Here is a 14,585-nt window from a genome sequence, read left to right as displayed (position 1 = left end):
GGAGCTGCCAGAACGCCTCGGGGGTGTCGATGCCGCCGGGCAGGCGGCAGGCCATGGACACCACGGCGATCGGCTCGTGCTGCCGGGCCTGGCGGGCCTCCAGTTCCGCGGCCCGCTTCTGCAGTGCGCGGATCGCGGGTAGGGCGGCCTGCATCCGGTCCTGGTTTGACATCGACACCATTGAGCCTTTCTGCGCGGCCCGCGGCGGGGCGAACAGCGTCCCGAGGAAGAGTTCGGGGACTGAAGCAGCCAATCGGTGGCCACTTGAGCTTCGGTCGTGGGGATCTGGTGCTCCGGGTTCCGGCCGGGTCCGGGCACGGCGGAGCTGCTCGGGCACGGGGGCGTGGCCGAGGTGGTGGTGCGAGGGGGGGTGGGTCGGTGTGGGGGTCAGGCGACGGCGAGGGAGGCCGCGGGGGCGGCGGGCTCGGCGGTGTCGGCGGGTGTCCGGTGCAGCAGGGCGTGGCGCATGGCGTCGAGTTGGGCCTGCCAGGCGGCGGTGAGGGTGTCCTGGGCTACGCCGACGGTGTTCCAGGTGCGCTCGCCGTCGCGGTAGGAGACCAGGACGCGGAAGGTGGTGGGGCTGTCGCTGGAGGTGAGGGCCCGTATCTGGTGGCCGGTCATGACGAGCCGGTCGAGGTGGGGGTGGCTGGGGGTGAGGAGTTGGTGGAGGGCGGCGTCGAGGGCGGTCAGGGGGGTGTCGCCGGTTCCGGTGGCGGTGCGGTCGGTGGTGCCGACGCGGGCGCGCAGGGTGGCTTCGCTGCGGGCGGGTCCGCAGGGGCCCTGGGCGGTGGTGACCTGCCAGGTGTCGACGGTGAAGGGCGGGGTGAGGGGGGCGGGGGCCAGTTCCTCGTGGAGCAGCAGGGCGAAGGAGGCGTCGGCGTCCTCGAAGCTGTAGCCGCGGCTTTCCAGGTGTTTGACGCGGGCCGCGGCGCGGGTGGCCTCCTCGGAGGAGGCGGCGATGTCGTGGCCGAGTTCGCGGGCTTTGAGGGCGATGGAGGAGCGGCCTCCCATGTCGGAGACGAGGGTGCGCATGGTGTTGCCGAGGCGGGCCGGGTCGGTGTGCTGGTAGAGGTCGGGGTCGACGCGGAGGGCGGAGGCGTGGAGGCCGGCCTTGTGGGTGAAGGCGAGGGCGCCGACGTAGGGGGCGGCGGCTGCGGGCTGGACGCCGGTGATGGCGGTGACGGCGGTGGCCGTGCGGGTGAGGGCGGCGAGCTGGTCGGGGGTGACGACGGGCAGGCCGCGTTTGAGGACGAGGTTGGCGATGACGGTGAAGAGGTCGGCGTTGCCGCAGCGTTCGCCGTAGCCGTGGGCGGTGCCCTGGACGTGGACGGCGCCGGCGTCGGTGGCGGCGAGGGTGTTGGCGACGGCGCATCCGGAGTCGTCGTGGCAGTGGATGCCGAGGGGGGCGCCGGTGGCGGCGCGGGTGGCGGTGACGATGCGGCCCACTTCGTCGGGGAGGTGTCCGCCGTTGGTGTCGCACAGGACGACGGCGCGGGCTCCGGCCTCGGTGGCGGTGTGGACGACTTCCAGGGCGTACTGGGGGTTGAGCCGGTAGCCGTCGAAGTAGTGCTCGGCGTCGAGGAAGACGGTGCGGCCGGCGGCGACCAGGTGCCGTACGGTGCTGCCGATCATGGCGAGGTTCTCGGCGAGGGTGGTGTGCAGGGCGCGTTCCACGTGGCCGGTGTGGCTCTTGCCGACCAGGGTGATCACGGGCGCCTGGGAGGTGAGCAGGGCGCGGACCTGGGGGTCGCTGGGTACGGTGATGCCGGGGCGGCGGGTGGAGCCGAAGGCCGCGAGGCGGGCGTTGCGCAGGTCGAGTTCGGTGCGGGCGCGTTGGAAGAATTCGGTGTCGCGGGGGACGGCGCCCGGCCAGCCGCCCTCGATGAATCCCACTCCGATGCTGTCCAGGAGGCGGGCCACGGCGAGTTTCTCGTCGACCGTGAGCGTCATGCCTTTTTGTTGGCTGCCGTCGCGCAGAGTGGTGTCGTACAGCTCGATGCCGCCCTCGGCCATGTCTGTCGCCCTCCGGTGATGTGGGCGATGCCGCCCCTTGCTGACGTCCTCGTCCCCGACGATCCGGCGGTCCGCCTGAGCCGTGCTCGAGATCCGGCGGAAGCCGCTGGCCAGGGGGTGTCAGCCCCGTACGGGGCTGGTGGGGATGCCGGTGAAGGCGCCTTGGTGGAAGACGAGGGGCCGGGGGCCGTTGTCGGCGGAGCCGACGGCGACGACCCGGCCGATGAGCAGGGTGTGGTCGCCCGCTCGGCGTTCTTCCTCCAGGGCGCATTCGAAGGAGGATTCGGCGGTGGGGAGTACGGCGTGGCCGGTGATCCCGGGGACGGCGGCGAGGCGGGTCATCGCTGCCCGGCCTTCGGGGCGGCCGGGGCGGGCGAACTCCTGGGCGAGGTGGCGCTGGTCCTCTCCGAGGACGTTGACCGCGAAGCCCTGGGCGCGGGAGATCAGGGGGCGCATCCGGCCTGCGGTCTTGATGGAGACGAGCAGGAGCAGGGGGTTGAGGGAGACCGAGGTGAGGCTGTTGAGGGTCATGGCGGTGGTGGTGTCGCCGCTGCCGAGGGTGAGCAGGGTGACGCCGGTGGGGAACCGGCCCATGGCGGCGCGGAAGGCCGCCGCGTCGGGCCGGGCCGGCATGCCGGTGGTGGTGGCTGTCATGTCGAAGGCTCCGCATTCTGCTGGAGGTTGCCGGGCGGCGGCGTGTGCCGGGTGGGTGTGCGTCGTCGCGTCGTCGCTGTGGTCGGGGGCCGTGCGGGGCGGCTCCCGCCGGGGGCTCTTGTGCTGGGGCCCCGGTGGGGGTGGCGGGTGGGGCAGCCGGGCCTCTCAGTTGAGGCCCGAGGCCTGGAGGAAGGCGTCCAGCTCCGCGTTGATGTCGTCCACCGACCGCTCCTCGGGGGGTGCGGCGGCCGGGGTGAGGGCCGGGGCGGGCGGGCTGTCCTGGCTCTGCCGGGCCAGTTCCACCAGGCTGCGGAGCAGGCCGCTGTCGTGGAGGCGGGCGGCGGTGAGCCGGGCCAGGGCCCAGCCGAGGGTGGCGTCGGGGTCGTCGTCGAGGGGTGCTGCGGCCGGTTGTCCCGGTGCCGGGGCGGTGGTCAGGTCCATGCGGTCCAGGACGAGGTGGGCGATGCGTTCGGGTGTGGGGTGGTCGAAGGCCAGGGTCGCGGGCAGGGTGAGGCCGGTCTCCTGAGCCAGCCTGCGGCGCAGTTCGACCGCCATGAGGGAGTCCAGGCCGAGGTCCTTGAGCACCTGGTCGGGGGCGAGCGCGGCGGGTGATTCCAGGCCGAGCACGGCGGCGACCTCGCGCAGCACGAGGGCGGTGGCGATCTCCTGCCGGTCGGGCGCGGGTGCGGCGAGCAGGCGGTCGCGCAGTCCGGTGGCGGCCGGGGCGCCGGCAGTGGCGGCGCGTTGTGCGCGGGGCCGGACAAGGGAACGGAACAGCGGGGGTACCTGCCCGCCTTCGCTCGCGTCCCGCTGGAGCTGCCGGAGGTCGAGCCGTGCGGGGACGTAGTTGCCGGCGGGCCGGCCGAGGACCGCGTCGAGCAGGCGCAGCCCCTGGGCCAGGGGCAGGGGGGCGATGCCCTGGCGGCGCATGCGGGCCAGTTCGGTGCCCTTGAGGTGGGCGGTCATGCCGGTTCCGGCCTGCTCCCACAGTCCCCAGGCGAGGCTGCTGGCGGGGCGGCCCTGGGCGCGCAGGCGGGCGGCGAAGGCGTCGAGCCAGGTGTTGGCGGCGGCGTAGACGCTCTGCCCGGCGGTGCCCAGGGTGCCGGCGGCGGAGGAGAACAGGACCAGGGCCGCAAGGTCGAGGTCGCGGGTCAGGTCCGCCAGGTGGTGGGCGCCGTCCACCTTGGGGGTCAGCGCCCGGTGGAGGCGTTCGGTGTCCTGTCCCAGCAGGACGCCGTCGTCCAGGATTCCCGCGAGGTGCAGGACAGCAGTCCACGGCCGGTCCTGCGCAGCAAGAGCGAGCACCTGCGCCAGGTCATCTCGGCGAGAGACATCACAGGCCACCACTCGGACGCATTGCGCACCTTCTTCCTGGAGCTGGTGTGTGAGTTCTGCGGCGCCGGGGGCGTCGGGCCCGCGGCGGGAGGTGAGCACCAGGTGGCGGATGCCGTGGTGCGTCACGAGGTGGCGGGCGACGGCGGCGCCCAGTTCGCCGGTGCCGCCGGTGAGCAGGACGGTGCCGTCGGGGTCCAGGGCGCGGGCGGTGCCGTGCCCGGTGGCGGGGGGTGCCGGGGTGAGGCGGGCGGTGAGGATGTCCTGTCCGCGTATGGCCAGTTCCTCCTCGCTGGTGAGGGCGAGGGCGCGGGCGAGGGTGCGGGGGCCGGTCTCGGCGGGGCCGAGGTCGATCAGGCGCAGGGAGCGCTCGGGGTGTTCGGTGCGGGCCGTGCGCAGCAGGCCCCGCAGGGGGGCGTGGGCCAGGCCGTCGAGGGCATCGCCCGGGGCGGCGGCGGTGCTGTCCCGGGTGAGCCAGGTCAATTCGGTGGTGGCCAGGCGTTCGTCGCCCAGCAGGGTGCGCAGTTCGCCGAGCGCGGCGGCGGCCGCGGCGTGGGCCGCCTCGGGGTCGGCGGGGTCGGGTGCCTGGGTGGGGCCGGTGAGGTCGATCAGGACGCGGCCGGGGCGGTGGCCGGGGTCGGTGTCGAGCCGGGCGGTGAGGGCGGCGGCGTCGGGCAGGGCGGTGGCGCCGAGGCGGGCGGCCAGTTCGCCGGTGCCGCCGATGACGGCGTCGGCGGTGGCGTCGTTCGGGGTGCCGGACGGTTCCACGGGCAGGTGGCTGAGCTGGTGGAGGCCGTCGGTGTTCCGGGCGGCGCGGATCTGGGCGGCGTCGGCGCGGCGCAGGTGGAGGGCGCCCACGTGGAGCACGGGCGCGCCGGTGGGGTCGGTGGCCCACAGGCGCAGTCGCCGGCCGTGCTCGGGGGTCTCGGTCAGGTCGACGCGGACCCGCAGTTCCTGGCTGCCGACGGCGTGGATTTCGGTGTCGCTCCATTCGAAGGGGAGCAGGGCGCCGCAGGCTTCGGCGGCGGGGTCGGGGTCTGCGGCGCCCTCCATGGTGTGCAGGGCGGCGTCGAGCAGGGCGGGGTGGATGGCGTAGGGGGTGCCGTCGTGGGGTGCGGGCAGCCGGATGAGGCCGTAGGCGGTCGTGCCGGCCCGCCAGAGTTCGGTGAGGCCCTGGAAGGCGGGCCCGTAGTGGATGCCGCGTGCCCGGAAGCGGTCGTGGAAGCCGTCCAGGGGGACGCGGTCGGCGCCGGGGACGGGCCATCGGGCCAGGTCGGCGAAGCCGTCCGGGGTGGCGGGGTGGGTGGCGGGGGTGGGTGGGGTGTCGGTGAGGCGTCCGGTGGCGTGGCAGGTGAAGGGATCGGAGCTGCCGCGCGGGCGGCTGTGGACGGTGAGGGTGCGCGATCCGCCCTCGGGGGCGCCGACGGTGATCTGGAGGTGGAGTTCGTCGTCGAGGACGAGGGGTGCGGCGAGGGTGAGTTCGGCGACGCCCGCGGCGCCGACCTCGTGGGCGGCGGCCGTGGCCAGTTCGAGCAGTCCCGTGCCGGGCACGATGGCGGTGCCGAAGACCAGGTGGTCCTTCAGCCACGGTTGCCGGGTCAGGGAGAGGCTGCCGGTGAGGAGGTGCCCGTCGCCGTCGGCCAGTGCGGTGGCTGCTCCCAGCCAGGGGTGGGCGGGTGCCTGGAGGCCCAGCGCCTGGGCGTCCGCGGAGGGTTCGGGGGCGTCGAGCCAGTGGCGTTCGCGCTGGAAGGCGTAGGTGGGCAGGGGCACCAGGGTGGTGGGCCGGTCGCCGAGGGCGGCCTGCCAGTCGACGGTGTGGCCGCCGGCGTGGAGGAGGGCGAGGTTGCGCAGGAGCTGGTCGAGTCCTCCGTGTCCGCGGGCGAGGGAGCCGACGACCAGGCCGTTGTGGTCGGCGCAGCCGTCGGTGAGCGGCATGGCGAGGACGGGGTGGGCGGAGATCTCCACGAAGACGGTGTGGCCGTCGGCGAGGAGTTGGTGCAGGGCCCGGTCGAAGCGGACGGGTTCGCGCAGGTTGCGGCACCAGTACTGGCCGTCGAGTTCGGGGCCTTCGACGGCGTGGCCGAGGAGGGTGGAGTAGAAGGCGGTGGTGGCCCGGCCGGGGGTGAGGTCGGCGAGGCGGGTGGCGAGGGCGGGCAGGAGCGGGTCCATCTGGGTGCTGTGGGAGGCGTAGTCGACGCGGATGGTGCGGGCGAAGACTCCCTGCTGCTGGAGGGTGGTGACCAGGTCCTCCAGGTCCGGTGCGGCTCCGGAGACGACGGTGGAGCCGGTGGTGTTGACCGCGGCGATCGAGAGGGTGCCGCCGTAGGGCGCGAGGTGGTCCTCGACCTCGGCGACGGGGCGTTCGATCAGGGCCATGCCGCCCCGGCCGGAGATGTCCAGGACGGCGCGGGAGCGTGCGGTGACGACCTGCGCTCCCTGTTGCAGGGTGAGGGCGCCGCAGACGACGGCGGCGACCACCTCGCCCTGGGAGTGGCCGACCACGGCCGCGGGTTCGACGCCGAGCGAGCGCCAGAGGGCGGCCAGGGCGATGCCCATCGCGAAGAGGGCGGGCTGGACCACGTCGACGCGGTCGGCGGGCGGGGTGCCGGGTGTCTGCTCGCCTGCCAGGACCGACCGCACCGACCAGCCGGTCAGGGGGGCGAGGGCGGCGTCGCACCGGTCGATCGCCTCGGCGAAGACGGGGCTGTGGGCCAGCAGGTCGCGGCCCATGGCGGTCCACTGGCTGCCCTGGCCGGGGAAGACGAAGACGGTCTTGCCGCGGGGCTCGGCCGTGCCGAGGACGGTGTGCTCGCTGTCGTGGCCCTCGGCCAGGGCGTGCAGGGCGGCGGTCAGTTCCTCGGTGCCGGTGGTCACGACGCCGGCCCTGCTGGGGAAGTGGGTGCGGTGGCGGGCCGCGGTCGCGGCGATGTCGGGCAGGGCGGTGCCGGGGTGGGCGTCGAGCCAGCGGGCCCAGCGTCCGGCCTGCTCGCGCAGGGCCTTGTCGGTGCGGCCGGAGAGCACGACCGGCAGGGCGGGCGGCCGGGGCGCGGCGGGAGCGGCGTCCTCGAAGGCGGGCAGGGGGGGTTCTTCCAGGACGAGGTGGGCGTTGGTGCCGCTCAGCCCGAAGGCCGACACGCCGGCGCGGCGTACCCGGCCGGGGGTGCGGGCCCAGGGGCTCAGTTCGTCGACGACGGTGACCGGGAGGTCGTCCCAGGCGATGGCGGGGTTGAGCGGTGTGGAGCGCGGGGTGGGCGGCAGGGCGCCGTGGCGGAAGGCGGCCAGTACCTTGCAGACCCCGGCGATGCCCGCGGCCGATTCCAGGTGGCCGATGACGCTCTTGGCGGTGCCCAGGCGCAGCGCGGTGGAGGCGTCGCGGCCTTCGCCGTAGACGGCGGCGAGGGCCTGGACTTCGACGGGGTCGCCGAGCGGGGTGCCGGTGCCGTGGCATTCGACGTAGTCGATGTCGGTGGGGGCCAGTTGGGCGGAGTGGAGGGCGGCGCGGACCACCTTCTGCTGGGAGGTTCCGTTGGGGGCGGTGATGCCGCTGCTGGCACCGTCGTGGTTGACGGCCCCCGCGCGGATCACGCCGAGGACGTCGTGGCCGGCGGTGAGCGCGTCGGACAGCCGCATGACCACGACGAGGGCGACGCCTTCGCCGCGGCCGTAGCCGTCGGCCTCGGCCGAGAAGGTCTTGCTGCGGCCGTCGGGGGCGAGGGCGTGGGAGCGGCTGAGCGCCACGAAGGAGCCGGGGTCGGCGAGGACCTGCACGCCTCCGGCGAGGGCGATGTCGCATTCGCCGCCGCGCAGTGCCTCGGCGGCGAGGTGCAGGGCGACCAGGGAGGAGGAGCAGGCGGTGTCGACGGAGAGGGCGGGTCCTTGCAGTCCCAGGTGGTAGGAGAGCCGGCCGGCGTTGAAGCTCTGGAGGCTGCCGGTGAGGGTGTAGGTGTCGGGGGTGCCGGCGCGGTGGGCGGCGTACTCTCCGGCGCCCGCGCCGACGAAGACGCCGGTGCGTGAGTGGCGGAGGTCGTCGGGGCGGATGCCCGCGTTCTCCAGCGAGTTCCAGGCGGCTTCCAGCAGCAGCCGGTGCTGCGGGTCCATGGGGTCGGCCTCGCGTGGGGAGATGCCGAAGAAGGGGGCGTCGAAGGAGGCGACGTCGTCGAGGAAGGAGGCGTGCCGGACGTAGGTGGTGCCCTCGGTGTCCGGGGCGGGGTCGTAGTAGGCGTCGATGTCGAAGCGGTCGGCGGGGATCTCGCCGACGGTGTCGCGGCCTTCGGCGAGTATCTGCCAGAGGCTGTCGAGGTCGTGGGCGCCGCCGGGCATGCGCAGGCCGACGCCGACGATGGCGAGGGGTTCGTCCCGGCGGGCGGTGGGGGCGGGGGCGGCCGGGTCGCCGGTGGTGCCCAGGAGTTCGCCGAGCAGCCAGTGGGCGGCGGCGGTGAGGTTGGGGTGGTCGTAGATGAGGGTCCTGGGGGTGGTGATGCCGGTGCGTCGCTGGACGCGCGTGCTCAGCTGGATCGCCATCATCGAGTCGAAGCCGAGGTCCTTGAAGCCGCGTTCGGTGCCGAGGCTCGCGGGGTCGGTGACGCCGAGGACGGCGGCGGCCTCGACGGCGATCAGGGTGCGAAGGTGGGGCAGGCGGTCGGCGTCGGCCAGGTCGGTCAGGGCGGTACGCAGCGGGTTGGCGGCGTCGTCCCGGCCGGCGGGGGTGGCGGGGGTGGTCCCGTGGTCGGGGCGGGTCTCGGCGAGGTCGGCCAGTAGGGGGCGGGCGCGGCCGGCCTGGTGGGTGGGGGCGGCGCGGGCCCAGTCGACGCGGGCGGCGATCCGGGTCGCCGGTCCGGTGGGAGGGCCGGCGGTGAGGGCCGCGTCGAGGGCGGTGAGGGCGGCGTCCGGGGCGAGCGGGACGAGGCCGACGCGTTTGAGCTGGCTCTCGGCCCTCCCCTGGGTCATGCCTCCCTGGGCCCAGGGGCCCCAGGCGATGCTCAGGGCCGGCAGTCCGTCGGCGCGGCGCTGTTCCGCCAGGGCGTCGAGGGCGGCGTTGGCCATGGCGTAGTTGGCCTGGCCGATGTTGCCGAGGGTGCCCACGACGGACGAGTACAGGACGAAGGCGTCCAGGTCGCGGTCGGCGGTGAGGGTGTGCAGGTGTGTGGCGGCCTGGAGTTTGGGGGCGGTGGTGGCGGCGAGTGCCTCGGCGTCGAGGTGGTCCAGGAGGCGGTCGTCGAGGGTGCCCGCGGTGTGGAAGACGGCGCGCAGCGGTGCGCTGTCCTCGTCGATGCGGGCCAGGAGGCGTTCGAGGTCGGCGCGGTCGGTGACGTCGCAGGCGGCGAGGGTGGCGCGGGTTCCGGCCGCTTCGAGGGCGGCGGCGAGTTCGGCGGCGCCCTCGGCGCCGGGGCCGCGCCGCGAGGCCAGGACGATGTGTTCGGCGCCGCGTCCGGCGAGGTGGCGGGCGAGGTGGCCGGCCAGGGCGCCGCTGCCTCCGGTGATCAGGACCGTGCCGCGGGCCTGCCAGGGGAGGTGGGGGGCGGGGGGCTGGAACCGGCGCAGCCGCCGCCCCAGGGGGCCGGCCGGGCGCAGGGCCACCTGGTCCTCCCGGTCGGGTGTCCGGGCGGCGACGGTGCTCAGGAGGTGGCCGGTGGTGACCGTATCGAGGGGGGCGAAGGAGGGTGCGGGGCCGGCCGGGGGGTGGCCGGCCGGGGTGGGCAGGTCGACGAGTCCGCCCCAGCGGTCGGCGTGCTCCAGGGCGGTGACGTGGCCCAGGCCCCAGGCGAGTGCCTGGTCCGGCCGGGGGGCCTGGTCCTGGGCGCCGGTGCGCACCGCGCCGCGGGTCACGAGCCACAGGGGGGCCTCGAGGCCGCTGTCGCCGAGGGCCTGGGTGAGGGCGAGGGTGCGGGTGGCGCCGGTGGTGACGGCACCACCGGCGGGGTCGGTGTCGAGGCAGGTGAGGGCGAGGACGGCGCGGGGGGTCCGCCCGGCCAGGGCGGTGGTCAGGGTCTCCAGCGCGGCGGCGTAGGCGGTGCGGCTGTCGGCGGCCGGGAGCGGGTGGACGGTGCCGCCGGCGTCCGTGAGGGCCTGGGCGAGGGCTTGGGTGAGTGCGGTCGCGGCCGGGTCGGCGGGGGTGGCCAGGAGCCAGTCGCCGGTGAGGTCGGGGGTGGTGGCGGCGGTGAGGGGGTGCCAGCTGTCCTCGTAGAGGCTTTCGGCGGCGGTGCCGGCGCGGTCCTGCTGCTCGCGCCAGGCCGCCAGGTGCGGCAGCAGTGCCTCGACGGCGGTGGTGTCGGAGGTGCCGAGCAGGGCGCAGATCCGTTCTGCTTCGCCGGTGCCGACGGCCTGCCACAGGGCGTCGTCGGCCGCCGGGCGGGCGGGCGGGAGGTTCTCGGGGCGGGGGGCCGCCTCGATCCAGTGGTGGGTGCGGCGGAAGGCGTAAGGGGGCAGGTCGGTGCGGTGGGCGCCGGTGTCGGCGTAGACCTGTTCGAAGTCGAGGTCCTCGCCGCTGACGTGGAGGGCGGCCAGGGCGCGCAGGACGTCGCCGACCTCGTCGGGCCGGTCCCCGGCGCGCTGGGAGGGGATGAAGCCCTCCTCGCGGTCGGTGCAGGCCACGCCCATGGCGGTGAGGACGGCGGCGGGGCCGCATTCGAGGTGGCGGCGCAGGCCGGCGGCTTCGAGGGCGGCCACGGCGTCGGTGAAGCGGACGGCGTCGCGGACCTGCCGTACCCAGTGCTCGGGTGAGGTGGCGCCCTGGCCGGGCGGGGTACGGGAGTCGGTCCAGGTGCCGGTGGCGGTGGAGAACAGGGGGATCTCGGGCACGCGCAGGACGCACTGTTCGGCGACGGCCCGGTAGGCGTCGAGCATGCTGTCCATGTGCGCGCTGTGGAACGCGTGCGAGACGGTCAGGCGCCGGGTGCGGCGTCCTTGTGCGGCGAAGTGCTCCACGACGCGGACGACGGCTTCCTCGTCGCCGCTGACGACGGTCTGGGTGGGGCTGTTGAGGGCGGCGACCGAGACGCGTTGGCCGCTGCGGGCCACCGGCGCCACGGCCTGGAGGACCTCGGCCTCGGTGGCCTGGACGGAGGCCATGGCGCCGCCGCGTTGGCAGGACTGCATGAGTCTGCCGCGGGCGGCGACCAGGCGGGCGGCGTCGTCGAGGTCGAGGACGCCGGCGACGTGGGCCGCGGCGAGTTCGCCGATGGAGTGCCCGGCCACGGCCCGGGGGCGCACGCCCCAGCTCTCCCACAGGCGGTGCAGGGCGACTTCGAAGGCGAAGAGGGCGGGCTGGGTGAACTCGGTCTCGTCCAGCAGGCGGGCCTCGGCACTGTCCTGGGGGGCGAGGAGGACCTGGTGCAACGGGCGGGCCAGGTGGGGGTCGAGGGCGCGGCAGACCGCGTCGAAGGTGTCGCGGAAGACGGGGAAGGCGGCGTGCAGGGCGCGGCCCATGCCGGGCCGCTGGCTGCCCTGTCCGGTGAAGAGGACGGAGGTGCCGCTCCCCCAGGCGCCCGTCAGCTCCTCGCTCTCGTCCTCGACGGCGGCCGGGTGCGGCCGGTCCTCGGCGAGGGCGGTGAGCGCCTCGGCGGCCTCCTCGGTGGTCGCGGCCACGACGGCGGCGCGGTGGTCGAGGTGGGCGCGGGTGACGGTGGAGCTGTAGGCGAGGTCGCGCAGTTCGGTGCCGGCGGCGTGGGCCAGGCGGTCGGCGAGCCGGGCGGCGTTGGCCGCGAGGGCGGGGCGGGTCCGGCCGGAGACGGCGAGGACCACGGGGGTGGCCAGTTCGGCGCGGCGGGGCTGCCCCGCGAGCGCCGCCCGGTCGAGGTCGGCGCCGTCCTGCCAGAGCCGGGCGGCGGTCTGCTCCAGGCCGCGCCGGTCGGGGGTGTCGCGCCGGCCGGTGGTGAGGACGGCGGCGTCGGGGCGCTCGGCGAGGATCCGTTCGAGGGAGTGCCGGGCGACGGGGTGGGGGGAGATCTCGATCAGGCGCAGCGGCCGGCCGGGGTGGGCGGCGGCCAGGGCCTGGACGGTCTGCGTGACCAGCATGGGCCGGCACATGTTGCTCGCCCAGTAGGAGGCGTCGAGTACGGCGGTGTCGGCGGTGTCGGTGGTCTCCAGGGGGGCGCCGGTGACGGTGGACCACAGGGGGACGGTGGCCCGGGCGGTGCGGACGGTGCCCAGGCGGCGGCCGAGTTCGTCGGCGAGGTCGGCCAGTTCCGGGCTGTGGGCGGCGTAGTCGATGCGCACGCGGGTGGCGTTCGTGCCGCGTGCGGCGAGTTCCCGTTCGACGGCGGCGATGGCCTCGCGCGGGCCGGAGAGGCAGACCTGCCCGGGGGCGAGGTGGCCGGCGACGGCCAGGGGGTGGCCTGCGGAGCGGATCAGGTCGTGGGCTTCGTCGGGGGTGAGGTCGCACACGGTCAGCGCGCCCTGTCCGGCGGCCCGTTCGGCGATCAGCGCGGACCAGACGCCGATGATGCGGGCGCCTTCCTCCAGGGGGAGGGCGCCCGCGGTGACGGCGGCGGCGACCTCGCCGATGCTCTGCCCGAGGACGGCGTGCGGGGTCAGGCCCCAGGCGCGAAGGGTGCGGGCGAGGGCGACCTGGACGGCGAAGAGGACGGGCTGGACGACGTCGGTGCGCTCCAGGCGGGAGTCGTGGTCGCCGGCGAGGAGTTCCTCGGTCACCGACCAGCCCAGTACGGGCCGCAGGGCGCGGTCGCAGTCGGCCAGGGCGGTGCGGTAGGCGGGTTCGGTGAGCAGGTCGCGGCCCATGCCGAGCCACTGGGAGCCGTGGCCGGAGAAGAACAGGGCGAGGGCGGGGCGTTCGCCGGTGGTGGTGCGTCGGGCGGGGTCCGGGAGGGGGCCGCGGCGGCCGGGTGCCTCTTCGAGGGCGACGTGGGCGTTGGTGCCGCCGAAGCCGAAACTGCTGACGCCGGCGCGGCGGGGCCCTTCGCCGGGCCAGGGTTGGCCCTGGTCGACGACGCGGAGTCGGGCGGCGTCGAAGTCGATGCGCGGGTTGGGGGTGTCGAAGTGCAGGCTGGCGGGGAGTTCGCCGTGGTGCAGGGCGAGGGCGGTCTTGATCAGCCCGGTCACTCCTGCCGCGGGTTCCAGGTGGCCGAAGTTGGTCTTGGCGGAGCCCACGCGCAGCGGTTCCGCGCGGCCGGGGGCGAAGACCTCGCCGAGGGCGGCGGCCTCGATGGGGTCGCCGAGCGGGGTGCCGGTGCCGTGGGCTTCGACGTAGGCGACCTGTGAGGGGGCGAGGCGGGCGTCCTGCCAGGCTTCGCGCAGGACCGCGGCCTGGGCGCGCGGGTTGGGGGCGGTCAGGCCGTTGGAGGCACCGTCGTTGTTGACGGCGCTGCCGCGGATCACGGCGTAGATGCGGTCCCCGGCGGCCAGGGCGTCGGAGAGGCGGCGCAGGACGACGATGCCGCACCCCTCGGCGCGGACGTAGCCGGCGGCGTCGGCGTCGAAGGCGCGGCAGCGGCCTTCGGGGTTGAGCCCGCCGAACTTGGTCATGGCGACGGTGGTGTGCGGGTGCAGCATGACGTTGACGCCGCCCGCCAGGGCGAGGTCGCACTCGCCGGAGCGCAGGCTGCGGACGGCGAGGTGGGTGGCGGTCAGGGAGGAACTGCACGCGGTGGCGACGGCGAGGGCGGGGCCGTGCAGGCCCAGGGCGTAGGCGATGCGGGCGGCGATGACGGAGTTGTCCCAGCCGGTCGCGGAGTGGGTGCCGATGGAGTGCGGGTCGGCTCCGGTGGCGAGGTGGTACTCCTGGGCCATCGCGCCGAGGAAGACGCCGGTGCGGGTGCCGTGCAGCGCGGTGGGGGCGATCCGGGCGTCCTCCAGGCCGGACCAGGCGGTCTCCAGGGCGATGCGCTGCTGGGGGTCCATGGACCGGGCCTCGGCCGGGGAGATGCGGAACAGGTCGGCGTCGAACTCGCCGATGTGGTCGAGGAATCCGCCCCAGCGGGTGACGGTCCGGCCGGGGGCGTCGGGGTCGGGGTCCAGCCACTCGTCGGCGTTCCAGCGGTCGGCGGGGACCTCGCTGACGGCGTCGAGTCCTTCCCCCAGGGCGCGCCACAGGGCCTGGGGGTCCTCGATGCCGCCGGGCAGGCGGCAGCCGATGCCGACGAGGGCGATGGGGTCGTGCGCCCCGGCCGGGGCGGCCGGCCGGGTCCGGCCGGGGCGCTCTTCGTGCGCGGCTCCGCCGGCGTGGGCGGCCAGGGCTTCGATGGTGGGGTGGTCCCACACCGCGGTGCCGGAGATCTCCCGGCCCAGCAGTGCGGAGACCTTGGCGGTCAGTTCGACGGCGCGCAGGGACGGCAGTCCCAGCTCGCTGAAGGACCGGTCGACGCGGACCGAACCGGCGGGCACGTCCAGCATCTCGGCGACGCATTCACGCAGGAACGCCGTGATGTCCGCAGAGACGGCCGAAGGGGCCGAGGATTCGTTGCTGCTCGTCATGGGGTCGCCCATCTGCGTTTCCTCGATGCTCGTCGGTTCTCGTCGAATCCGCGCCGTCCCGCCCCCCGCCCCGGCGCCCCGGTCGGGGGCGTGGCGGGGCGGGGCGGTCGGGGGCATGGCGGGGCTGTGCGTGCCGGGCGGTGCTCAGGCCGGGCTCA

Annotated in this window: 3 protein-coding genes; all 3 read right to left on the bottom strand. The window is 75.5% G+C overall.

The window, feature by feature from the left end; translation table 11 throughout:
* Positions 1–387: 387 nt before the first annotated feature.
* Positions 388–2,013: a citramalate synthase gene (gene cimA / locus ACPXCS_RS36120; RefSeq protein WP_425952078.1), complete on the bottom strand. Its 1,626-nt coding sequence runs from the start codon at positions 2,011–2,013 to the stop codon at positions 388–390.
* Between the two features lie 120 nt (positions 2,014–2,133).
* Entirely contained in the window at positions 2,134–2,667 is a 534-nt protein-coding gene (locus ACPXCS_RS36115; protein ID WP_425952079.1) for a flavin reductase family protein, read from the bottom strand.
* Between the two features lie 165 nt (positions 2,668–2,832).
* Positions 2,833–14,439, bottom strand: coding sequence for an SDR family NAD(P)-dependent oxidoreductase (locus tag ACPXCS_RS36110; protein WP_425952080.1), 11,607 nt, complete (start codon positions 14,437–14,439; stop codon positions 2,833–2,835).
* Positions 14,440–14,585 lie beyond the last annotated feature (146 nt).

The sequence above is a fragment of the Streptomyces sp. DT190 genome (genome assembly GCF_049846985.1).
Classification (GTDB): Bacteria; Actinomycetota; Actinomycetes; order Streptomycetales; family Streptomycetaceae; genus Streptomyces.
Note: the sequence above shows the minus strand (reverse complement) of the source record. Positions and strands in the feature narration are given on the sequence as shown.